Genomic DNA, 22,321 nt, shown 5'->3' with positions numbered 1-22,321 from the left:
TTGATCGATTTCTGAAGTCCCGAAGGGGCCGCCGGAACCGGGGCCGCCCTCGAGGGCTTCTCTCTACAGTCTCAAGGCGAACGCTTAGCGTCGCTTGGCCATCTCGTTGATGAAGCGGTCGAACAGTGGCGCGACATCGTTCGGGCCCGGGCTCGCTTCAGGGTGACCCTGGAAGCTGAACGCGCTCTTGTCGGTGCGCTCGATGCCTTGCAGGGTGCCGTCGAACAGCGATTTGTGGATCGCGCGCACGTTGGCTGGCAGGGTGGCTTCGTCTACCGCAAAACCGTGGTTCTGGCTGGTGATCATCACCACGCCTGTATCCAGATCCTGCACCGGGTGGTTGGCACCGTGGTGGCCGTGGCCCATTTTCAGGGTCTTGGCGCCGGAGGCCAGAGCCAGCAGTTGGTGGCCGAGGCAGATGCCGAATACCGGCGTCTCGGTTTCCAGGACTTCCTTGATCGCCTGGATCGCGTAGTCGCATGGCTCCGGATCACCAGGGCCGTTGGACAGGAACACGCCGTCCGGCTTCAGCGCCAGCACATCGGCGGCTGGAGTCTGCGCAGGCATTACGGTGACGCGGCAGCCGCGCTCGACCAGCATGCGCAGGATGTTGACCTTGACGCCGTAGTCGTAAGCAACCACGTGATATGGCAGCTCGGAAGCTTCGATGGTCGCGTGGCTGTCGGTTTTCAGATCCCAGACAGTCGAGCGCCATTCGTATTGGGTCTTGGTGCTGACGACTTTCGCCAGGTCCATGCCCTTCAGGCCCGGGAAGCCCTGCGCAGCGGCGATGGCTGCTTCTTCGGAGATGTTGTCGCCGGCCATGATGCAGCCGTTCTGAGCGCCTTTTTCACGCAGGATGCGGGTCAGGCGACGGGTGTCGATACCGGCGATTGCCACTACATTGTTGGCTTTCAGGTAATCAGACAGGGACATCGTGTTGCGCCAGTTGCTCGCTACCAGCGGCAGGTCACGGATGACCAGGCCAGCGGACCAGACGCGGTCGGACTCGGCGTCTTCCGGCGTGGTGCCGGTGTTGCCGATGTGCGGGTAAGTCAGGGTAACGATCTGCTGGGCGTAGGAAGGATCGGTAAGGATTTCCTGATAGCCGGTCATTGCGGTGTTGAACACCACCTCACCAACGGTCTGACCGTCGGCTCCAATGGCTTCGCCGCGAAAAATGCTGCCATCAGCAAGGGCGAGTATGGCTGGCTTAGTCAAGAAGACCTCCCGTAAATAACGCATGAAAGGGCAATCGCAGGTTGTAAAAAAGCGGAGTGACGTATGGACACGTCACCCCGCTTCTTCACTGAAATTATTCTGCGCGCTTTTAGTGGACACACTAAAGCTGTAGCTTACAGAAAAGGGCGTTTTTGGTCCACCGCTAAAGAGCCTTAAAGGCCGGAGAATGCGACAGGTCGTCGCCAAGCGGTAAAAACCGGCGCAAAACGGGACGTTTGCGCCGGGTTCAGCAACGACTCAACGCAGGTCGAGTACGTCTTGCATGTCGTACAGGCCCGGCTCGCGACCATCCAGCCACAGCGCCGCACGCACCGCGCCCTTGGCGAAGGTCATGCGGCTCGATGCCTTGTGGGTAATCTCGACGCGCTCGCCATCGGCAGCGAACAGCACGGTGTGATCACCGACGATATCGCCAGCACGCACGGTGGCGAAACCAATGGTTTCACGCTCACGCGCACCGGTCTGGCCTTCGCGACCGTAGACCGCGACCTTCTTCAGATCACGCCCCAGGGCATCGGCAATCACTTCACCCATGCGCACCGCGGTACCGGAGGGAGCATCGACCTTGTGGCGGTGATGGGCTTCCATGATCTCGATATCGACATCGTCTCCCAGCACGCGCGCAGCGGTGTCGAGCAACTTCAGGCACAGGTTGACGCCGACGCTGAAGTTGGCGGCGAAGACGATCGGAATGTCCTTGCCCGCATCGGCCAGCAATTGCTTCTCTTCAACACTGAAACCGGTGGTGCCGATGATCATCGCTTTGCCGTGCTTGCGGCAGAACGCGAGATTCTTCAGGGTCACGGTCGGGTGAGTGAAGTCGATCAACACATCGAACTCTTCAACCACACGATCCAGATCACCGGACAGCGGCACGCCGATACGGCCCAGCGCTGCCAGCTCACCGGCATCCGCGCCGACCAGCGTGCTGTCGGGACGATCGACCGCCGCCGTCAGACCGGCGCCCGACGTCTGCTGCACCGCTTCAATCAGGGTCTTGCCCATGCGCCCGGCGGCGCCCATCACTGCAATACGTCGCATGCCGACTCCTTACAAATCGCCGAAGAAACGCTTCACACCGTCGAACCAACCGGTGGTTTTCGGCGAGTGGCTGTTGTCGTCGGCCAGGGAACTGCGGAATTCTTCCAGCAGTTCACGCTGACGACGGTTGAGGTTGACCGGCGTTTCCACAGCGACACGGCACATCAGGTCGCCGGCACCGCCGCCACGCACTGGCGCAACGCCTTTGCCGCGTACGCGGAATTGCTTGCCGGTCTGCGTGCCTTCAGGGATTTTCAGTTTGACGCGACCGTCGAGGGTCGGAATCTCCAACTCGCCGCCCAGTGCAGCGTCGACGAAGCTGATCGGCACTTCGCAGAACAGATGCTTGCCGTCACGCTGGAAGATGTCGTGTTCGCGCACATTGATCACAACGTACAGGTCGCCAGTCGGCCCGCCCTGGGTACCCGCCTCGCCTTCGCCGGACAGACGAATACGGTCGCCAGTATCAACACCGGCAGGCACTTTGACCGACAGGGTTTTGTACTCTTCGACACGACCGTCGCCGTGGCAGGAGTCGCACGGGTCGGAAATGATCTTGCCCTGGCCATGGCAGCGCGGGCAGGTCTGCTGCACCGAGAAGAAGCCCTGCTGCATGCGCACCTGGCCGATGCCGCCGCAGGTCGGGCACGTCGTCGGCGAGGAGCCCTTCTTGGCGCCGGAACCATCGCACGGCTTGCAGTTGACCAGTGTCGGAACGCGGATATTCACCGACGTGCCGCGCACCGCTTCTTCCAGATTCAGCTCCAGGGTGTAGCGCAGATCGCTGCCACGCTGAGCGCCGCCACGGGCACCGCCGCGACCGCCACCGAAGAAATCACTGAAGACATCGCCGAAGATGTCCGAGAAGTTCTGGCCACCGAAACCGGCACCGCCGCCGCCCATGCTCGGATCAACTCCGGCATGACCGTACTGATCGTATGCTGCGCGCTTGCTGGCGTCGGACAACACTTCATAGGCCTCGTTGGCCTCTTTGAATGCTTCTTCCGAAGCTTTGTCGCCGGGATTACGGTCGGGGTGGTGCTTCATGGCCAGGCGGCGATAGGCCTTCTTCAGGTCCGCTTCGCTCGTGCCCCGCTCGACACCCAATACTTCGTAATAGTCACGCTTTGCCATAAGTTCTTTGCACTCTTAAGGACGTTCGGCAAACCCCTCCTGAGCCTCGCCAAACTCGTTGAGCCCCCATTAAGGCCCGGACCCAACTCACGTCAATTCAACGATCCTGGTCTTGATTGATGCGGTATCTGCGGCGCGAAAAGCAGGAGCATTCCCGGCCATACCGCCAACATCCGAACGGTGTCGCATGCTGTAAAAATTCGCGTATTCCAGATACGCCAACGCGGGAGGCAAGCTCCCGCGCGGCGACATCCTACCAGTCACCGCCGCAAGGCAGTCAACCGGGCGACCAACAACTTACTTGTGGTCTTTGACTTCTTCGAACTCGGCGTCGACAACGTCGTCAGCCTTCTCAGCCGATTCGCCTTGCGGGGCCGCGCCATCAGCTGGCTGAGCCTGTTCGGCGTACATCTTCTGAGCAACCGGAGCGGAGACTTTCGACAGCTCTTCAACCTTGGCTTCGATGGCAGCCTTGTCGTCGCCTTTGACGGCGGCTTCCAGCGCAACCACTGCAGCTTCGATTGCAGTCTTCTCTTCAGCGGTGACCTTGTCGCCCGCGTCAGCGATCATCTTGCGAGTCGAGTGCACCAGTGCGTCACCCTGGTTACGGGCAGCGGCCAGCTCTTCGAACTTGCGGTCTTCCTCGGCATTCGCCTCGGCGTCACGCACCATGCGCTCGATTTCTTCGTCGGACAGACCGGAGTTGGCCTTGATCACGATCGACTGGGTCTTGCCGGTAGCCTTGTCTTTCGCGCCGACGTGCAGGATGCCGTTGGCGTCGATGTCGAAGGTCACTTCGATCTGCGGCACGCCACGTGGAGCTGGTGGAATGTCGGCCAGGTCGAACTTGCCCAGCGATTTGTTCTGTGCAGCTTGCTTGCGCTCGCCCTGCAGAACGTGAATGGTCACAGCACCCTGGTTGTCGTCGGCAGTCGAGAACACTTGCGATTTCTTGGTAGGAATCGTGGTGTTTTTCTCGATCAGCGCGGTCATCACGCCACCCATGGTTTCGATACCCAGGGTCAGCGGGCTGACGTCGAGCAGCAGCACGTCTTTAACGTCACCGGCCAGAACAGCGCCCTGAATCGCAGCACCCATGGCAACGGCTTCGTCCGGGTTGACGTCTTTACGCGCTTCTTTACCGAAGAAATCGGTAACCAGCTTCTGTACCAGCGGCATACGAGTCTGACCACCGACCAGAATCACGTCGTTGATCGCGCTGACGTCGATACCGGCGTCTTTCATGGCAATGCGGCAAGGTTCGATGGTGCGCTGAACCAGGTCTTCAACCAGTGCTTCGAGCTTGGCACGGGAGATTTTCACGTTCAGGTGCTTAGGACCGGTCGCATCTGCAGTGATGTACGGCAGGTTGACGTCGGTCGACTGAGCGGACGACAGCTCGATCTTGGCTTTCTCAGCGGCTTCTTTCAGGCGCTGCATGGCCAGCGGGTCACCTTTGAGGTTCATGCCGCTTTCTTTCTTGAATTCGTCAACGAGGTAGTCGATCAGACGAATGTCGAAGTCTTCACCGCCGAGGAAGGTGTCACCGTTGGTGGCCAACACTTCGAACTGGTGCTCACCGTCAACTTCAGCGATTTCGATTACGGAAACGTCGAAAGTACCGCCACCCAGGTCATAAACGATCACGGTGTGATCGCCCTTGGCCTTGTCCATACCGTAAGCCAGAGCGGCTGCGGTTGGTTCGTTGATGATGCGTTTTACGTCCAGACCAGCGATGCGGCCGGCGTCTTTGGTGGCTTGACGCTGGCTGTCGTTGAAGTAGGCCGGAACGGTGATCACCGCTTCGGTCACTGCCTCGCCGAGGTAGTCTTCGGCGGTCTTCTTCATCTTCTTCAGAATTTCAGCCGAGATCTGTGGCGGTGCCATTTTCTGGCCGTTCACTTCTACCCAGGCGTCGTTGTTGTCAGCCTTGACGATCTTGTAAGGGACCATCTGGATGTCTTTCTGCACAACTTCTTCGTCAAAACGACGACCGATCAGACGCTTTACCGCGTACAGGGTGTTGTGCGGGTTGGTTACAGCCTGACGCTTGGCCGACTGACCTACCAGAATTTCGCCATCGTTGGCGTAAGCGATGATCGACGGCGTGGTACGCGCGCCTTCAGCGTTTTCAATAACTTTGGCTTTGCCGTTTTCAAGCACGGAGACGCAGGAGTTGGTAGTCCCCAGGTCGATACCGATAATTTTGCCCATGTTCACTCTCCCGAAACTTTGGATTTTGTTGCCGCAGCAGTGGTGGCTGACTGCGGTAGCACTTAAACGCTTGACTTCTAAATGGGGGCCTTGCGGCTAATTTCAAGCCTGCTCGTCAATCGAAGGCGAAACCGGTGCCGGCGCCTTGCTGACCACGACCATCGCCGGGCGCAGCAGGCGACCATTGAGCTGGTAGCCCTTCTGGAAAACCTTCAACACGCTATTCGGCTCGACGTCGGCACTTTCCTGCATGGCCATCGCCTGATGGTGAACGGCGTTGAACGGTTCGCCATGCGGATCGATCGCTTCAAGCTGGTAGCGCTTGAGGGTGTCGTGGAACATTTTCAGGGTCAGCTCGATGCCTTCGCGCATCGGGCGGATGCTTTCGTCGTCCGGGCTCGACAGCTCGAGGCCGCGCTCCAGGCTGTCGACGATCGGCAGCAGGTCGCTGGCAAATTTCTCAAGGGCAAACTTGTGCGCCTTCTCGACGTCCTGCTCGGCACGGCGGCGAACGTTCTGCAGATCGGCAGCAACACGCAGAGACTGATCCTGCGCGGCGGCCAATTGCTCTTCGAGCACTTGCACACGGGTCGCCAGGTCGTCACCCGAACCTTCGGGCGCCTGATTGGCATCTGGGTTTTGCGTATCTACTGTCTGTTCGTCAGCCATAGAATTCTCCTTTCAATTTCGTCCGCGAGCCTGACTCGCGCTTCTGCCCCGATATATGGGGCCGCAAAATCAGGCTTCAAGGGCTGCAATCGATTGTCCTTACAAAAAAGTGCTGAATAGTCATTCTTGAATGCGCTAAGAAAACTCTCTGATCAAGCAAATCGAGCTAAGGGCGGGCATTGTCAGGCCTGAACAAAACACTGTATAAATAACCAGACCTCAAGCCTGGGAGCTGCCTTTATGCTGGTGCACCTGTCCGTACACAACTACGCCATCGTCGAACATCTCGATCTCGAACTTGATCGCGGGATGAGCGTGATCACAGGGGAAACCGGCGCCGGCAAATCGATCATGCTCGACGCCCTGGGCCTGACTCTGGGCGATCGCGCCGACAGCGGCGTGGTTCGCCCGGGCGCTGATAAAGCCGACATTCTCGCCACCTTCGATCTCGCTGATATCCCTGAAGCCAGCGCCTGGCTGGCCGAGCGCGATCTGGAAAACGACGGGCCTTGCATCCTGCGCCGGGTCATCACATCGGAAGGTCGTTCGCGCGGTTATATCAACGGCACGCCCTGCCCGCTCGGCGACCTCAAAGCCCTCGGCGAGCTGCTGATCGATATCCACAGCCAGCACGAACATCAGTCGCTGCTGAAGACCGACACCCATCGCCGCCTGCTTGACGAGTACGCCGGTGCCACCGATCTGGCGCGTCAGGTGCAGCTTGCCGCGCAACGCTGGCGTCAGACCCGCCAGGAACTGGAGCGGCTGTCCAACTCCGGCGACGAACAACGCGCACGTCATCAGTTGCTCAGCTATCAGCTTGAGGAATTGGAGAACCTCGGCCTCGGCGAAAATGAACTGGAGCAACTGGAGCAGGAACACAAGAACCTGACCAACGCCGAAACCTTGCTGGGCATATGCCGGCAAGTGGTCGAGCAGTGCAGTGAAAGTGATTCAGGGAATGTCCTGAATGCACTGACCGCCAGCCTCAATCGTCTGTCCAGTGTGAACAGCTCGGTGGGGGCGCTGGGTGAAGCCAGCAGCCTGCTGACCAGCGCACAGATTCAGGTAGAAGAAGCGGTCGGCGAGCTCAACCGCTTCCTCGACAACTTTGATGCCGACCCGGCTCGCCTGCAATACCTGGAAGAGCGCCTCGACGCGATCTACACCCTGGCGCGCAAACACCGGATTCAACCGACCGAAGTCGGCGAGATGCAGCAAAAGCTGCTCGATGAAATCGAAACCCTCAACGCCAACGATGAATCCATCGAACGCCTGGGTGAAGAACTGGCGTCCTACGCCCGCCACTATCAGGAGAAAGCGCGCGAGCTGAGCGACCTTCGTCATCAAGCTGCCGGTAGCCTCGCCAGTGCAGTGGAGCAGGAAATCCAGCGCCTGGGCATGCCCGGCGGCCGCTTTACCATCGAACTGAAAGCCAACAGCAGCGATGAGTTGCTGCCGAACGGGCTGGAACAGGTCGAACTGCTGGTCAGCGCCAACCCCGGCCAACCGCTCAAGGCACTGGCAAAAGTCGCCTCCGGTGGTGAGCTGTCGCGGATCAGTCTGGCGATTCAGGTCATTACCGCCCAGACCTCCCGCGTGCCGACGCTGGTGTTCGACGAAGTGGACGTAGGTATTGGCGGTCCAACTGCCGAGATTGTCGGCCAGTTACTGCGCCGTCTCGGTGATCGCGGCCAGGTCCTGACCGTGACGCACTTGCCGCAAGTGGCGGCGCAAGGGCATCAACATCTGTTCGTGCACAAGGTTCGCGACGAGAAGGCGACTCACACCGCTGTCGCGAAGCTGACAAAGAACGAGCGCATCGAAGAAGTCGCGCGCATGCTCGGCGGCATCGATCTGACCAAGGAATCCCTGGCTCACGCGAAAAAAATGGTGGTGACCGCCAAGGCGTAATAAATAGTAGAAAGCACGAAGGCGACCCTTGGGTCGCCTTCGTTCGTTTAGCGAATGTGAAATTCGCGCGACATGCTTACTTTTTCTTGCGTACGTACAGCACCAGGTTGTGATCAACCATCTCGAAGCCATGCTTCTCGACGATCGATTTCTGAAGTTTTTCGATTTCTTCGTCGAAGAATTCGATCACTTCACCCGATTCCACGTTGACCATATGGTCGTGGTGGCCACCGTCAGCCAGTTCGAAGACCGCGTGGCCGCCGTCGAAGTTGTGGCGGACCACGAGGCCGGCCGCTTCGAACTGGGTCAGTACACGGTAAACCGTGGCCAGACCAACGTCCTCACCAGCTTCCATCAACGCCTTGTAGACGTCCTCGGCACTCATGTGGCGCTGCTCGGTAGAGTCGAGCATTTGCAGGATCTTGACCCGTGGCAGGGTCACTTTGAGGCCGGCTTTGCGTAGTTCGCTATTTTCAACCATGGTCAGCTTTCTCGCGATGCTGCTTCGCAGCTTCTCTTAATGCGGGTATGATCGGCGTTTACGTTGTCCCAGCCAAGATAGTGGAAGTCGCCCACCGATGCAAAACACCAAGCTCTTGCTAACCAGTTTCACCTTTGTGGGACTGCTCGCACTCGCCGGTTGTTCATTCCCCGGGGTTTACAAAATCGACATCCAGCAGGGCAATGTCGTCACGCAGGACATGATAGACCAGTTACGCCCGGGAATGACCCGGCCGCAAGTACGGTTTATAATGGGCAACCCTCTGCTTGCCGACACGTTCCATGCCGATCGCTGGGATTATCTGTACAGCCTGCAACCGGGTGGCGGTGAACGCCAGCAGGAACGAATCAGCGTTATCTTCAACTCCAACGACCAGCTTGTCAGCCTGTCCGGTGACTTCATGCCCGGCGTGAGCCGTGACGAAGCCATTCTCGGCAAGGACAGCGGTACTACCGTGACCGCGCCTGCTGAAAACGCCGACAAGCCAGAAGCTGAAAAGCCAGCCAAACCAGGCTCCTTGCTGGATCAGATCCAGAAGGACGTCGATGGTGTAGAAACCGTACCGGTTCCGACACCAGAGCCGCTGGACACCTCGCCGCAGTAATAGGCGAGGCAATAAAAAACCCGGACATTCCGGGTTTTTTATTGCCTGCCGTTTGGCCTGATCAAGAATTGCGTGCTTTGGCCTCGGCAGCCTTGGCCGCACGCAAACGTCGAACTTCTTTGGGATCAGCCAGCAGCGGTCGATATATTTCGATCCGGTCGCCCGCCTGAACAGGGCGAGAATCCGCGTCAGCCACGACCTTGCCAAAAATCCCCAGCGGGCATTGCGCCAGATTCAGCTCAGGAAACTCGGCCGCGATGCCCGATGCGTGCACCGCAGCCCGAATGCTAACGCCTTCAGCCACGCTGATCGCACGCATAACCTGCCGATCAACCGCTGCGTACACGACTTCTATCTCGATCACCGGCTCAACCATGCATCTGCTTGGCGCGCTGGCAGAAAGCATCCACCAACTGATTGGCCGCCTGATTGAACAACGGCCCCAGAGTTGCGCGCACCAGCGGCCCGGCATAATCGAACGACAGATCCAGACTGATCTTGCAGGCCTTTTCGTTCAGCGCCTTGAATACCCAGATGCCGTGCAACTGAGTGAACGGGCCTTCCTCAAGATTCATCTCGATCGACTGCCCCGACACCAGCGTATTGCGCGTGACGAAATGCTGACTGAGGCCGCCCTTAGCCACGCCGACACTGGCGCGCATGTGTTCCGGCGAGCTTTCCAGCACTTCCGCCTCCGAGCACCACGGCAGAAACTCTGGGTACCGCGCGACATCGTTGACCAGGTCGTAGAGAAATTGCGCCGGGTACGGCAGGAGCGCGGATCGTTGGATATGTGTCGTCATGTAAGCGTTACTTCCAGAGCTGAGCGGCAAAGACTACAAGAATGCCGATAGGCGCCACGTAGCGCATCAAGAACAGGGACAGAGCAAACAGAACCGGGTTACGGATGGACAATTCATCCCGCACCGCTTCACGCCCCATCACCCATCCCGCGAACAGCACGAAACACAAGCCACCGAGGGGCAACATGATCCGCGAGGTGAAGAAATCGATCACGCCGAAGAAGTCGAGACCGCTCTGCGCACCCCATTGATAGAGGCTGAACGCCCCGCCTTCGTTCACGAAAAACTTGGCTTCCTTCCAGATATTGAAAGAAAACACCGTTCCGAGACCAACGAACCAGCAGGTGAACGCAAGCCAGAACGTGACCCAGATGCGGCTGATTTTAGTGCGTTCAACCAGGTAAGCCACCATTGGCTCAAGCAGCGAAATCGCCGAACTCCAGGCAGCCACCGCGACCAGCACGAAGAACACCACGCCCATCAACTGGCCGAAAAATACATTACCAAAAGCAAATGGCAGGCTGACGAACATCAGTCCCGGACCTTCGCTTGGGTTCAGGCCAGCAGCGAACACAATCGGAAACAGTGCCAGACCGGCGACCAGCGATACGAAAGTATCCAGCAGCGCGACACCGACCACCGTGCCGGACAGCGAGGTGTTCTTCGGCATGTAGGCGCCGTAGATCATGATCGAACCGACGCCGACGCTCAGCGAGAAGAACGCGTGCCCCATCGCCGGCAGCAGACCGTCGAGGACTTTTTCCGGGTGGAAGTCGAACATGAAATGCACGCCTTCCATGAAATGCCCGGTGGTCATGCTGTAGCCCAGCAGCACCAGAATCATCACGAACAGCAGCGGCATCATGATCCGCAGGCTACGCTCAAGCCCGGCGACCACGCCTTTGGCGATCACGAAGGCCGACAGCAGCATGAAAATCGTGTGCCAAAGTGTCAGGCGCCATGGATTGGAAATGACATTGCCGAAATAGGCGCCGACCTGATCAGCCGTCGCGCCCTGGAAATCGCCACGACCCATGTCGACGATGTAGTCCAGCGACCAGCCGCCGACCACACTGTAGAAAGACAGGATCAGCAGGGCCGTGATCATCCCGGCAAACGCGCCCCAAGACCATTTGGCCGAGTGTCCGGCTTCCAGTGCCAGCACCTTCAAGGCGTTCGCCGGACTTTGCCGGGCGCGCCGGCCGATCAGGGTTTCCGCGAGCATGACCGGCACGCCGATGAGCGCGATGCACGCCAGGAACATCAGCACAAAGGCACCGCCGCCGTAGACCCCGACCATGTAGGGGAACTTCCAGATACTACCCAGTCCCACGGCCGAACCGGTCGCGGCGAGTATGAATACCCAGCGGCTAGCCCAACTGCCGTGGACAGAAACCTTGTCTGTCGACATCGTTTATCACGCCCAAGCGTTAGAAAAAGAGGCCGCATTGTCCGGGATTCACTCAACCTGCTCAAGCACGCAGCAACACCGTAGCCGACAGCCGAACAACTCCATATAATGCCGCCCCTATGGCTAAACAGAAGAAACACCCAACAGGGACCATCGCGCAGAACAAAAAGGCGCGACACGATTACTTCATCGAGCACAAGTTCGAGGCTGGTCTGGTCCTGGCCGGCTGGGAAGTAAAAAGTCTGCGGGCGAGCAAATTGCAGCTGGTCGACAGCTATGTGCTGCTCAAGGATGGCGAAGCATGGTTGCTCGGCAGCCACATCACGCCTCTGATGACCGCAAGCACCCATGTCATCGCCGACCCGGTGCGCACGCGCAAACTGCTGCTCAACCGCCGCGAGCTGGACAAGCTCGCCGCCGCCGTGCAGCAGAAGGGTTACGCCTGCGTCTGCCTGTCCTGGTACTGGAGCAAGCACATGGTCAAGTGCGAGATCGCTCTGGGCAAGGGCAAGAAGGAATACGACAAGCGTGACACCGAGCGCGAGCGCGATGCCGGTCGTGAGTTGCAGCGTGCGGTGCGCAACAAGGGCAAGGAAGACTGATCTTCCTCCTTTAGCGCCAATTCGCGAGCAGGCTCGCTCCCACCTTGGAATGCATTTCAAAGGTGGGAGCGAGCCTGCTCGCGAAAGCTATTTCAGCATCAACACAAACACACCTGATCACATCCCCTTGCGCCGCTCCGCCCGAGCCATGCGCTGCACCTCCTGACGCACCTCTTCCAGCACTTCCTGCACATACAGAATATGTCGGCTGGACACTTCCCTCGCCTGCTCGGCACGCCCTTCGATAATCGCCAGATACAATTCCCGGTGCTGCGAGATCAGCATGTCGCGGGTTTCCGTACGCTGTTTATACATGCCGCCGATGTTGGTCACGACGTTGCGCTTGAGCAGATCGAACAGTCCGCGAATCGTATGCAGCAACACCGCGTTATGGCTGGCCTCGGCAATCGCCAGATGAAACTTCGCATCCGCCGCGCCCTCTTCCGCCCGGCTGACTTCTTCGTGACGCGAGTAGCAATCCTGCAGCTCTTCGAAGGCAGCAGTCAGGCGTTCACGATCGACATCGGTGGCGCGCAATGCGGCGTAGTAGGCGCACGATGCCTCCAGGGTGTGCCGGAATTCGAGCAAATCACGTTGCGCTTCGGGATTGCTTTCAAGCAATTGCAACAGCGGATCGCTGAACGTCGAACCCAGGCCTTCCACCACATAATTGCCGCCGCCCTGGCGACTGACCAGCAAGCCTTTGGCCGCCAGCTTCTGAATTGCCTCGCGCAACGACGGGCGTGATACGCCAAATTGTTCGGCCAGCGTGCGCTCGGCCGGCAGACGTTCGCCCGACTTCAGCGTGCCCTCGAGGATCATCCCCTCGAGGCGCTCGACAATATCGTCAGACAAACGGCGCTGACGTATCTGATCAAAGCCCATAACTCATTTCTCCACGATCCCGACCGCTCGCCGGGGTGTCTATTCTGGCCTATCCGCGCGCCGCCGACACCTGCCAGACGCCACTTCGCCAAAGCGGATCAGTTGCTGTCTGCACCGCATCTTCGACGAAAGTTTCAGAGCGGCAAATTGACACACCGCTACCAAGGCTTTTACCCTAGCCAACAGCGCTTGTAAATTGGTCTTACCAATTATCCAAGATTGCTCACAGTGCCTGACCAACAACAATTAGGGGCCACCCCACCATGCAAACCTGGCAACAGCTCTACAGTCCGCTCGGCAGTCTTGGCGTCTCCGCTCTCGCGGCCGTCATTCCCATCGTGTTCTTCTTTCTCGCCCTGGCGGTATTCCGCCTCAAAGGCCATGTGGCCGGCAGCATCACCCTCGCGCTTTCGATTGCCGTGGCGATTTTCGCCTTCCAGATGCCAGTGGACATGGCCTTCGCCGCCGCTGGTTATGGTTTCGCTTATGGTCTGTGGCCGATTGCCTGGATCATTGTCGCGGCAGTGTTCCTCTACAAGCTGACGGTGAAGAGCGGTCAGTTCGAGGTCATCCGCAGCTCGGTCCTGTCGATCACCGATGACCAGCGCTTGCAGGTGTTGCTGATCGGTTTCTGCTTCGGCGCATTTCTGGAAGGTGCCGCCGGATTCGGCGCGCCGGTCGCGATTACTGCCGCACTCCTTGTAGGACTGGGCTTCAACCCGCTGTACGCCGCCGGCCTGTGCCTGATCGCCAACACCGCTCCGGTGGCGTTCGGCGCTCTGGGGATTCCGATCATCGTGGCAGGCCAGGTCACTGGCATCGACGCCTTCAAGATCGGCGCCATGACCGGTCGCCAGTTGCCACTGCTGTCGCTGTTCGTGCCGTTCTGGCTGGTGTTCATGATGGACGGCCTGCGCGGTGTGCGCGAAACCTGGCCGGCCGCGCTGGTGGCAGGTCTGAGTTTCGCCATCACCCAATACTTCACCTCCAACTTCATCGGCCCGGAACTGCCGGACATCACCTCGGCACTGGCCAGCCTGATTTCCCTGACCCTGTTCCTCAAGGTCTGGCAACCACGTCGCGCCGCCGGCCAGCACATCGTTGGTGCCGTATCCGCTTCGGTGGTCAGCGCCAGCGTCGGCGGTTTCGGCCAGAAGCGCACTACCGTCGCGTCGCCCTACAGCCTCGGGGAAATTTTCAAGGCGTGGTCGCCGTTCCTGATCCTCACCGTGCTGGTGACGATCTGGACGCTGAAGCCATTCAAAGCCATGTTCGCCGCCGGCGGTTCGATGTACAGCTGGGTGTTCAACTTCGCGATTCCGCACCTTGATCAACTGGTGATCAAGACTGCGCCAATCGTGGCCAACCCGACCGCGATTCCAGCGGTGTTCAAACTTGACCCGATTTCCGCCACCGGCACGGCGATTTTCTTCTCCGCGCTGATTTCGATGCTGGTGCTGAAGATCAATTTCAAAACTGGTCTGACCACTTTGAAAGAGACCTTCTATGAGCTGCGCTGGCCGATCCTGTCGATCGGCATGGTGCTGGCGTTCGCCTTTGTCACCAACTACTCCGGCATGTCCTCGACCATGGCCCTGGTGCTGGCGGGTACTGGCGCCGCGTTCCCGTTCTTCTCGCCGTTCCTCGGCTGGCTAGGCGTATTCCTCACCGGTTCGGATACGTCGTCGAACGCGCTGTTCAGTTCGTTGCAAGCGACCACCGCCCACCAGATCGGCGTCAACGACACCTTGCTGGTGGCGGCCAATACCAGCGGCGGCGTGACCGGCAAGATGATCTCGCCGCAATCGATCGCCGTGGCCTGCGCCGCGACCGGTCTGGTCGGCAAGGAATCGGATCTGTTCCGCTTCACCCTCAAGCACAGCCTATTCTTTGCAACGATTGTCGGTTTGATCACCTTGGCTCAGGCCTACTGGTTCACCGGCATGCTGGTGCACTAAACCTACAAGACGCCTACAAGAAAGACGGAAATAACCGACGCCGGCCCGTGATCCGGCGTCAGCAATTCACCACCGGGTCTGTAAGGCTGCTGAAAGCAATGCGCTTTATATTCGGCAGCCGCAGCAGACGGATAACCGGGCCTACCCGGAGACACGCCTGATGAGCGAGCTTTTTTACAACGCTGTGCCGAACGCAACCCGCGTGGCACCGCCACTGCCCGAACCTCGGCAATACCCCAGCGAGAAACCGTCGCGGGTCTACCTGTTCGGCACGTGTGTGGTCGACCTGTTCTACCCCGAAGCCGGGATGGACGCGATCCATCTGCTGGAGCGTGAAGGGATCCGGGTCGAGTATCCGCAAGGCCAGAGTTGCTGCGGCCAACCGGCCTACACCTCGGGTTACACCGAGCAGGCGCGGACGGTAGCGCGCTCGCAACTGGCGCTGTTTGCCGGGGATTATCCGGTGGTAGTGCCCTCGGGTTCCTGCGCCGGCATGCTGCGCGAGCATTACGCCGACTTGTTCAAGGACGAGCCGGAAACCTTGAAACAGGTGCAGGCCCTTGCGGCTCGTACTTATGAGCTGGCCGAGTTTCTGCTGTTCGTCTGCAAGGTGCAGCTCAAGGACAGCGGCGAACCGGTGAAAGTCGCGCTGCACACCTCGTGTTCGGCACGCCGCGAAATGAACACCCACCTGCACGGCCGCGAGTTGTTGGCGCAGTTGAGCAATGTGGAGCGGGTCAATCACGACCACGAAAGCGAATGCTGTGGCTTCGGTGGGACATTCAGCGTCCGTATGCCAGACATTTCCGGCGCGATGGTGGCTGACAAGACCCGTGCGTTGAAAGAGTCCGGCGCACACAAGGTACTGAGTGCCGACTGCGGCTGTTTGATGAACATCAACGGCGCGCTGGAGAAACAGCAGGAAGCGTTACGCGGGCAACATCTGGCGAGCTTCCTCTGGCAGCGAACCGGAGGTGCACAATGAGCACCTCAACGATTATTCCTACGGTCGCCGTAGAAGAAGATTTCCGCACCCGGGCACACAATGCCTTGGGTGATCAGCAGCTGCGGAACAACTTCCGCACTGCCATGGATTCACTGATGACCAAGCGGGCAGCGGCTTTCAGCGATGCCCACGAAAGAGAACACTTGCGCGCACTGGGCAATTCGATCAAGGCCCGCGCGCTGTCCAAGTTGCCCGACCTGCTCGAGCAACTGGAACACAACCTGACCCGCAACGGTGTGACAGTGCACTGGGCGGAAACGGTGGACGAGGCCAATGGCATCGTCTTATCGATCATCCGCGCTCACGAGGCGCGGCAAGTGATCAAGGGCAAATCGATGGTCAGCGAAGAGATGGAGATGAACCATTTCCTCGAGGCTCGGGACATTGAATGTCTGGAGTCCGACATGGGGGAGTACATCGTCCAGCTCGACCACGAGAAGCCTTCACACATCATTATGCCGGCGATCCACAAGAATGCCGGTCAGGTCGCGTCCTTGTTCCACGACAAACTTGGCGTGGAATACACCAAGGACGTTGACCAACTCATTCAGATCGGTCGCAGGGTCCTGCGGCAGAAATTCTTCGAAGCCGACATCGGCGTCTCCGGCGTCAACTTCGCCGTCGCCGAAACCGGCACCCTGCTGCTGGTGGAAAACGAAGGCAACGGGCGCATGACCACCACCGTTCCCCCGGTGCATATCGCCGTTACCGGTATCGAAAAAGTCGTGGAAAACCTGCGCGACGTGGTGCCGCTGCTGTCATTGCTGACGCGCTCGGCGCTGGGCATTCCGATCACCACTTACGTCAACATGATCTCCGGCCCGCGCAAGGAACACGAACTCGATGGCCCGCAGGAAGTGCATCTGGTCCTGCTCGACAACGGTCGCAGCCAGGCCTTCGCCGACAGTGAATTGCGCCAGACCCTGAACTGCATCCGCTGCGGCGCCTGCATGAATCATTGCCCGGTTTACACCCGCGTCGGCGGCCACACTTATGGCGAGGTGTACCCGGGGCCGATTGGCAAAATCATCACCCCGCACATGGTCGGCCTGGCCAAGGTCCCGGACCACCCGAGCGCGTCCTCACTGTGCGGCGCCTGCGGTGAAGTCTGCCCGGTGAAAATTCCGATCCCGGCGATCCTGCGCCGTCTGCGCGAGGAAAACGTCAAAGCCCCGGACGCACCGAATCAGGTGATGCGCGGCCAGGGCAGCAAATATTCGCGCAAGGAGCGTTTTATCTGGAACGCCTGGGCCAGACTCAACAGCTCGCCGACGCTGTACCGCATGTTCGCTTTTTTCGCCACGCGCCTGCGCGCCCTCACACCGAGCAACGTCGGCCCATGGACGCAAAACCACAGCGCACCAAAACCGGCCGCGCGTTCGCTGCATGACATGGCCCGCGAGCATCTGGCCAAACAGGGAGAGCGTCGATGAGCGCCAAGCAAAATATCCTCGGCAAGCTGCGGAAAAGTCTGACCGGCACCACGCCAATTGCCGACAACTTCGATGTCGACCTGGTCACCCAGCCTTACACCTACAGCGCCGAGCAACGCATCCCGCAACTGCGCAAACTGATGGAGGCGGTGCACACCGAAATCCACCTGACCTCGGGTGCCGAGTGGCCGGCATTACTGGCGCAACTGCTGCGCGACCGCCAATTGCCGAGCCTGCTGATCGCACCGAATACGCTGCACGGGCAACGCATCGCACAGCACTGGGCGAACAATCCCGAGCTGCCAGAACTGAAGTCCTACGACCGGCCAATGGAAGAGTGGAAAGCCGAGCTGTTCAACGACACCCCGGCCAGCCTTACCGGCACCCTCGGTGCCATCGCCGCGACCGGCAGCCTGATCATCTGGCCAACCCGTGAAGAACCGCGCTTGATGAGCCTGGTGCCACCGGTGCATTTCGCCCTGCTCAAGGCCAGCGAAATCCGCGACAACTTCTATCAGGTGCAAGAGGAATTCGAATGGGCGCAAGGCATGCCGACCAACGCGCTGCTGGTCTCCGGCCCGTCGAAAACCGCCGATATTGAACAGGTGCTGGCGTATGGCGCGCATGGCCCGAAAGATCTGGTCGTGCTGATTCTGGAGGATCAATGAGTCTTCCTGCTGCTTTCCTGCGTGATGCCGAGCAACTGATTCCAGCAGACCGGCGTTTCGACGACCCGCTGTCGACTCTGGCCTTCGGCACCGACGCCAGTTTCTATCGACTGATCCCGAAACTGGTGATTCGCGTCGAGTCTGAGGACGAAGTCGTGGCGCTGCTGCAACTGGCCCAGCGCGACCACGTGCCGGTGACCTTCCGCGCCGCCGGCACCAGCCTGTCCGGGCAGGCGATCAGCGACTCGGTGCTGATCGTGCTTGGGGATAACTGGAACGCCCGCGAGATTCGCGGCCAAGGCACGCAGATCCGCCTGCAACCGGGCGTGATCGGCGCGCAGGCCAACGCCTGGCTGGCGCCGTTCGGACGCAAGATCGGCCCGGATCCGGCGTCGATCAATGCCTGCAAGATCGGCGGCATCGTCGCCAACAACGCCAGCGGCATGTGCTGCGGCACTGCGCAGAATACCTATCACACATTGGCCGGAATTCGGCTGGTGCTGGCCGACGGCACGCGCCTCGATACCGAAGATCCAGCCAGCGTCGCGGCATTTCGCTCCAGCCACGGCGACCTGCTCGAACGCTTGGCGACATTAGGCCGCGAGACCCGCGCCAACGCCGCACTGGCCGCAAGAATCCGCCACAAATACCGTCTGAAAAATACCACCGGCCTGTCGCTCAACGCCCTGGTGGATTTCGACGAGCCTGTGGATATCCTGAGCCACCTGCTGGTCGGCTCCGAAGGCACGCTCGGCTTTATCAGTGCGGTGACTTACGACACCGTCATCGATCACCCGAACAAGGCCTCGGCGCTGATCGTGTTCCCCGATGTCGAAACCTGCTGCAACGCGGTCACGGTGCTGAAAAGCCAACCGGTGTCAGCGGTGGAGTTACTTGATCGGCGCAGTTTGCGCTCGGTGCAGGACAAAAAAGGCATGCCCGCTTTCGTACAGCTGCTGTCGGAAAATGCCTGCGCGCTGCTCATCGAATCCCGCGCCGCTTCGTCGACATTGCTGCAGGAACAACTGGGGCAAATCATGGCGTCCCTGCGCGATTTTCCCGTAGAGAAGCAGGTCGACTTCACCGAAGACCCGGTGGAAAACGCCCGACTCTGGGCCATCCGCAAAGACACCTTCCCCGCCGTCGGCGCCGTGCGCAAAACCGGCACCACGGTAATCATCGAAGATGTGACCTTCCCGGTCGAACAACTGGCCGTCGGCGTCAATCGCCTGATCGAGCTGTTCGACAAACATGCTTACGACGAAGCGATCCTTTTCGGACACGCACTGGAAGGCAATCTGCACTTCGTCTTCACCCAAGGCTTCAACAGCCCGGAAGAAATCGCACGCTACCAAGCGTTCATGGACGACGTCGCGCAACTGGTTGCAGTGGAATTCGGCGGCTCGCTGAAAGCCGAACACGGCACCGGCCGCAACATGGCGCCGTTCGTGGAACTGGAATGGGGCAGCGATGCCTATCAACTGATGTGGCAGCTCAAACGCCTGCTCGACCCCAACGGCATTCTCAATCCGGACGTGGTGCTCAGCGAAGATCCGCAGATCCACCTCAAGCACCTGAAACCGCTGCCAGCGGCGGACGAGATTGTGGACAAGTGCATCGAGTGCGGTTTCTGCGAACCGGTCTGCCCATCGAAAGGCCTGACCCTGAGCCCGCGCCAGCGCATCGTCATCTGGCGCGATATCCAGGCGAAAAAGCGCGCCGGCGTCGACACCACCGAACTGGAAAAAGCCTACGACTACCAAGGCATCGACACCTGCGCCGCGACCGGCCTGTGCGCGCAACGCTGCCCTGTAGGCATCAACACCGGCGAACTGGTGAAAAAGCTCCGTGGCCGACACGCCACGCACCAGAAAACCGCTGACTGGATCGAAGGAAATTTCGCCAAGACCCTGCAAGGCGCGCGCTTCACCCTGCACGTCGCCAACGGCGCGCGAATGATGCTCGGTGCACCGCGTCTAGCAAAGTTGTCGGCAACGCTGACGCGCCTGTCCAAAGGCCAGGTGCCGTTGTGGACCAACGCCATGCCACAACCGGAAAAAGCCATTCGCTTCAGCCCGAGCGTGGCGGACGAGCGCCCGCGCGTGGTTTATCTGGCAGCTTGCGTGTCGCGGGTCATGGGCCCGGCGGCGGGTGACAAAGAGCAGATGTCGCTGTACGACAAAACCCGTGGCTTGCTGGAAAAGGCCGGTTACCAGGTAGTCTTTCCCGACAATCAGGACAACCTCTGCTGCGGCCAGCCGTTCGCCTCCAAAGGCTACGCCGAACAGGCCGAGCACAAACGTCAGGAGCTGATCAGCGCCCTGCTCCACGCCAGTCGCGGCGGCCTCGATCCGATCTATTGCGACACCAGCCCATGTACGTTGCGACTGGTTCAGGACATCGGCGAAACACGACTGGATCTGTACGATCCGGTGCGCTTCATCCGTACGCATTTGCTGGATCGCTTGGACTTCACACCCCAGGAAGCGCCGATTGCCGTCCACGTGACCTGCAGCACTCAGCATTTGGGCGAAAGCCAGGCGCTGATCGATCTGGCGCGCAAATGCAGCACCACTGTGGTGATTCCTGAAGGCATACATTGCTGCGGATTTGCCGGCGACAAAGGCTTCACCACACCGGAGCTGAACAGCCATTCGCTGCGTACGCTCAAGGACGCCGTGCAGCACTGCAGCGAGGGGATTTCCACCAGCCGCACCTGCGAAATCGGCCTGACCCAGCATGGTGGAATCGACTATCACGGGCTGGTTTACCTGGTGGATCGGGTGACACGGGCGAAAGCCTGCTGAGGAAAAAATCAGAACCCTTGAGCGAGGCGGTAGTCCACTGCACATGCCCCGGACGATTCGGGGCCTGTTCAACGGTCAGCGAAGTCTGAACCCTCAGTTCAAGGAGATACACATGAACCGCTCTGTAATGTTAGGTCTGTTTGTCACTGCCTCGATGATGGCGTCCACTTCGTTCGCCGCTGAAAAACCTGGCGATTTATGCGATGCCAATCTGCAGAGAATCGATAGCGCAAAATCCCAATACCTGACGTCGACAGACCTGAATGCGCGCGTATCGGCCAGTGTCAGCAAAGCCCGCGCCCTGAAAGCACAAGGCAAGATTGACGACTGCCTCGCTGAAACACAGCAAACCCTGCTGGACATTCAAAACGCTACCGGTGACACCAAAAAATGATTCATGCGCCGACCTTTTACAGGTCGGCTGCATCGGCACCTGGCCGACCGATCTGGCCTTTTGACATTCGTTGCAAATAAAACCGAATTCCTGCGCAGCGAAGCGGTCAACCAGACAGGTCCTATACTGACCTCGCTTGTCTTGACCTCGGCATCGCGGCCAAACCGTCCGGCAGCACCGAGCCCCCATCGTTCAAGGAGATACCCATGAAGCATTCTGCAATTGCTGGATTGTTTATCACTGGTGCACTTCTGGCCTCGCCGGTGTTCGCGGCGGACAAAGACCTCTGCGCCGGGAATCTTCAAAGCATCAAAGATTTCGTCACCAGCCAGCCGTCCCTTCCTGAAAGCTCCATGAATAACATCAAGGAAGCACAGGAAAAAGCCACTGCGGCCCAGGCGTCCGGCAACGACAAGGAATGCATCGAGGTTACCAACGGCATCATCAGCAAGATGCAGATCCGTAACCCGACGCGTAACTGATGTCCCGCAGGCCAACCTTCGGGTTGGCCTGCCAAGCGTTTTGACGTACACTGTGCACGCTTGTTGCCCGAACAGATTCACCGGGCAATGAGTTCGGGGCCGTTTAGGATTCGACGCCGGTTGCGAAACTCTAGGTGCATGCCGACTTGGTAACAGAAGTCGTAAATCCACTGTTGCAACTACTTATAGTTGCCAATGACGACCAATACGGTGTTGCTCTCGCTGCTTAATTGCAGCTGACAATGCTCCTGGTACCTTCGGGTCCAGCAATCATCAGGGGATGTCTGTAAACCCGAAATGATTGTCATATAGAACAGAATCGCCGTGCAGTACGTTGTGGACGAAGCGGCTAAAACTTACACAACTCGCCCAAAGCACCCTGCCCGTCGGGTCGCTGAGGGTTAACTTAATAGACACGGCTACGCATGTAGTACCGACAGCGGAGTACTGGCGGACGGGGGTTCAAATCCCCCCGGCTCCACCACTTCATCATCTAAAGACGTCCACGGACGTCTTTTTTTTGTGCCTGAAATCCCGTAAATACGGGGGTTT

At 59.3% G+C, this 22,321-nt stretch carries 20 protein-coding genes and 1 other RNA gene; 11 read left to right on the top strand and 10 right to left on the bottom strand.

Annotated features, from left to right (window positions below):
- Positions 1 to 84: 84 nt before the first annotated feature.
- The 5 genes from carA to grpE all read right to left on the bottom strand — a co-directional run bounded on the left by carA (position 85) and on the right by grpE (position 6,300).
- Positions 85 to 1,221 (bottom strand): glutamine-hydrolyzing carbamoyl-phosphate synthase small subunit, encoded by a 1,137-nt coding sequence (gene carA / locus AB4O45_RS17170; RefSeq protein WP_460160362.1) that lies wholly within the window; start codon positions 1,219 to 1,221, stop codon positions 85 to 87.
- A gap of 258 nt (positions 1,222 to 1,479) precedes the next feature.
- On the bottom strand, positions 1,480 to 2,283 hold the full coding sequence (gene dapB / locus AB4O45_RS17165) for a 4-hydroxy-tetrahydrodipicolinate reductase (protein WP_460160361.1): 804 nt from the start codon (positions 2,281 to 2,283) through the stop codon (positions 1,480 to 1,482).
- 9 nt (positions 2,284 to 2,292) lie between these two features.
- A complete protein-coding gene (dnaJ, locus tag AB4O45_RS17160; protein ID WP_016771767.1) occupies positions 2,293 to 3,417 on the bottom strand; it encodes a molecular chaperone DnaJ in 1,125 nt (374 codons plus the stop codon).
- A gap of 297 nt (positions 3,418 to 3,714) precedes the next feature.
- Positions 3,715 to 5,631: a molecular chaperone DnaK gene (gene dnaK, locus AB4O45_RS17155; RefSeq protein WP_042608859.1), complete on the bottom strand. Its 1,917-nt coding sequence runs from the start codon at positions 5,629 to 5,631 to the stop codon at positions 3,715 to 3,717.
- A 102-nt stretch (positions 5,632 to 5,733) separates the two neighbouring features.
- The gene (gene grpE, locus AB4O45_RS17150) at positions 5,734 to 6,300 is read right to left on the bottom strand and encodes a nucleotide exchange factor GrpE (protein WP_039759570.1); all 567 of its coding nucleotides are present in this window, start codon (positions 6,298 to 6,300) and stop codon (positions 5,734 to 5,736) included.
- A 240-nt stretch (positions 6,301 to 6,540) separates the two neighbouring features.
- On the opposite strand from grpE, the gene recN reads away from it, so the two are divergent.
- Entirely contained in the window at positions 6,541 to 8,214 is a 1,674-nt protein-coding gene (recN, locus tag AB4O45_RS17145) for a DNA repair protein RecN (protein WP_016771769.1), read from the top strand.
- Positions 8,215 to 8,290: 76 nt separating this feature from the next.
- Here the strand turns inward: recN and fur are convergent, their stop codons facing one another.
- Complete coding sequence (gene fur, locus AB4O45_RS17140; RefSeq protein ID WP_016771770.1) at positions 8,291 to 8,695, bottom strand: ferric iron uptake transcriptional regulator; 405 nt, start codon at positions 8,693 to 8,695, stop codon at positions 8,291 to 8,293.
- A gap of 97 nt (positions 8,696 to 8,792) precedes the next feature.
- On the opposite strand from fur, the gene AB4O45_RS17135 reads away from it, so the two are divergent.
- Positions 8,793 to 9,320: an outer membrane protein assembly factor BamE gene (locus tag AB4O45_RS17135; RefSeq protein WP_016771771.1), complete on the top strand. Its 528-nt coding sequence runs from the start codon at positions 8,793 to 8,795 to the stop codon at positions 9,318 to 9,320.
- Between the two features lie 61 nt (positions 9,321 to 9,381).
- On the opposite strand, the gene AB4O45_RS17130 is transcribed toward AB4O45_RS17135, so the two are convergent.
- Genes AB4O45_RS17130 through AB4O45_RS17120 form a run of 3 tightly spaced genes read right to left on the bottom strand, consistent with a single transcriptional unit; the run spans position 9,382 to position 11,534 of the window.
- Positions 9,382 to 9,696, bottom strand: coding sequence for an RnfH family protein (locus tag AB4O45_RS17130; RefSeq protein ID WP_150636053.1), 315 nt, complete (start codon positions 9,694 to 9,696; stop codon positions 9,382 to 9,384).
- Positions 9,689 to 10,123, bottom strand: a complete 435-nt coding sequence (locus AB4O45_RS17125; RefSeq protein WP_056782859.1) for a type II toxin-antitoxin system RatA family toxin — start codon at positions 10,121 to 10,123, stop codon at positions 9,689 to 9,691. The genes AB4O45_RS17130 and AB4O45_RS17125 overlap by 8 nt, the downstream gene beginning before the upstream one ends.
- A 7-nt stretch (positions 10,124 to 10,130) precedes the next feature.
- Entirely contained in the window at positions 10,131 to 11,534 is a 1,404-nt protein-coding gene (locus tag AB4O45_RS17120; RefSeq protein ID WP_016771774.1) for a sodium-dependent transporter, read from the bottom strand.
- Between the two features lie 119 nt (positions 11,535 to 11,653).
- Here AB4O45_RS17120 and smpB point away from each other — a divergent pair, with 119 nt between their 5' ends.
- The gene (gene smpB / locus AB4O45_RS17115) at positions 11,654 to 12,136 is read left to right on the top strand and encodes an SsrA-binding protein SmpB (RefSeq protein WP_007953781.1); all 483 of its coding nucleotides are present in this window, start codon (positions 11,654 to 11,656) and stop codon (positions 12,134 to 12,136) included.
- A gap of 117 nt (positions 12,137 to 12,253) precedes the next feature.
- Here the strand turns inward: smpB and AB4O45_RS17110 are convergent, their stop codons facing one another.
- Positions 12,254 to 13,021 carry an FCD domain-containing protein gene (locus tag AB4O45_RS17110; protein WP_016771775.1) on the bottom strand — a complete coding sequence of 256 codons (768 nt, stop codon included), beginning with the start codon at positions 13,019 to 13,021 and terminating at the stop codon, positions 12,254 to 12,256.
- 263 nt (positions 13,022 to 13,284) lie between these two features.
- Here AB4O45_RS17110 and AB4O45_RS17105 point away from each other — a divergent pair, with 263 nt between their 5' ends.
- From AB4O45_RS17105 to ssrA, 8 genes are all read left to right on the top strand, one after another.
- A complete protein-coding gene (locus AB4O45_RS17105; RefSeq protein WP_016771776.1) occupies positions 13,285 to 14,979 on the top strand; it encodes a lactate permease LctP family transporter in 1,695 nt (564 codons plus the stop codon).
- Positions 14,980 to 15,139: 160 nt separating this feature from the next.
- On the top strand, positions 15,140 to 15,964 hold the full coding sequence (locus tag AB4O45_RS17100; protein ID WP_041477925.1) for a (Fe-S)-binding protein: 825 nt from the start codon (positions 15,140 to 15,142) through the stop codon (positions 15,962 to 15,964).
- Positions 15,961 to 17,418 (top strand): LutB/LldF family L-lactate oxidation iron-sulfur protein, encoded by a 1,458-nt coding sequence (locus AB4O45_RS17095; protein ID WP_460160360.1) that lies wholly within the window; start codon positions 15,961 to 15,963, stop codon positions 17,416 to 17,418. Before AB4O45_RS17100 ends, AB4O45_RS17095 begins: the two co-directional genes overlap by 4 nt.
- Positions 17,415 to 18,086: a LutC/YkgG family protein gene (locus AB4O45_RS17090; RefSeq protein WP_460160359.1), complete on the top strand. Its 672-nt coding sequence runs from the start codon at positions 17,415 to 17,417 to the stop codon at positions 18,084 to 18,086. The genes AB4O45_RS17095 and AB4O45_RS17090 overlap by 4 nt, the downstream gene beginning before the upstream one ends.
- Positions 18,083 to 20,893: an FAD-binding and (Fe-S)-binding domain-containing protein gene (locus tag AB4O45_RS17085; RefSeq protein WP_460160358.1), complete on the top strand. Its 2,811-nt coding sequence runs from the start codon at positions 18,083 to 18,085 to the stop codon at positions 20,891 to 20,893. The genes AB4O45_RS17090 and AB4O45_RS17085 overlap by 4 nt, the downstream gene beginning before the upstream one ends.
- A 112-nt stretch (positions 20,894 to 21,005) precedes the next feature.
- A complete protein-coding gene (locus tag AB4O45_RS17080; RefSeq protein WP_041477921.1) occupies positions 21,006 to 21,287 on the top strand; it encodes a hypothetical protein in 282 nt (93 codons plus the stop codon).
- Positions 21,288 to 21,493: 206 nt separating this feature from the next.
- The gene (locus AB4O45_RS17075) at positions 21,494 to 21,769 is read left to right on the top strand and encodes a hypothetical protein (RefSeq protein WP_016771781.1); all 276 of its coding nucleotides are present in this window, start codon (positions 21,494 to 21,496) and stop codon (positions 21,767 to 21,769) included.
- A gap of 95 nt (positions 21,770 to 21,864) precedes the next feature.
- Positions 21,865 to 22,253: a transfer-messenger RNA gene (gene ssrA / locus AB4O45_RS17070) on the top strand.
- Positions 22,254 to 22,321: the final 68 nt, after the last annotated feature.

It is taken from the genome of Pseudomonas sp. S2_B10, assembly GCF_054668425.1.
The sequence above is the reverse complement of the archived record's forward strand: the minus strand, read 5'-3'. Positions and strand labels throughout refer to the sequence as shown.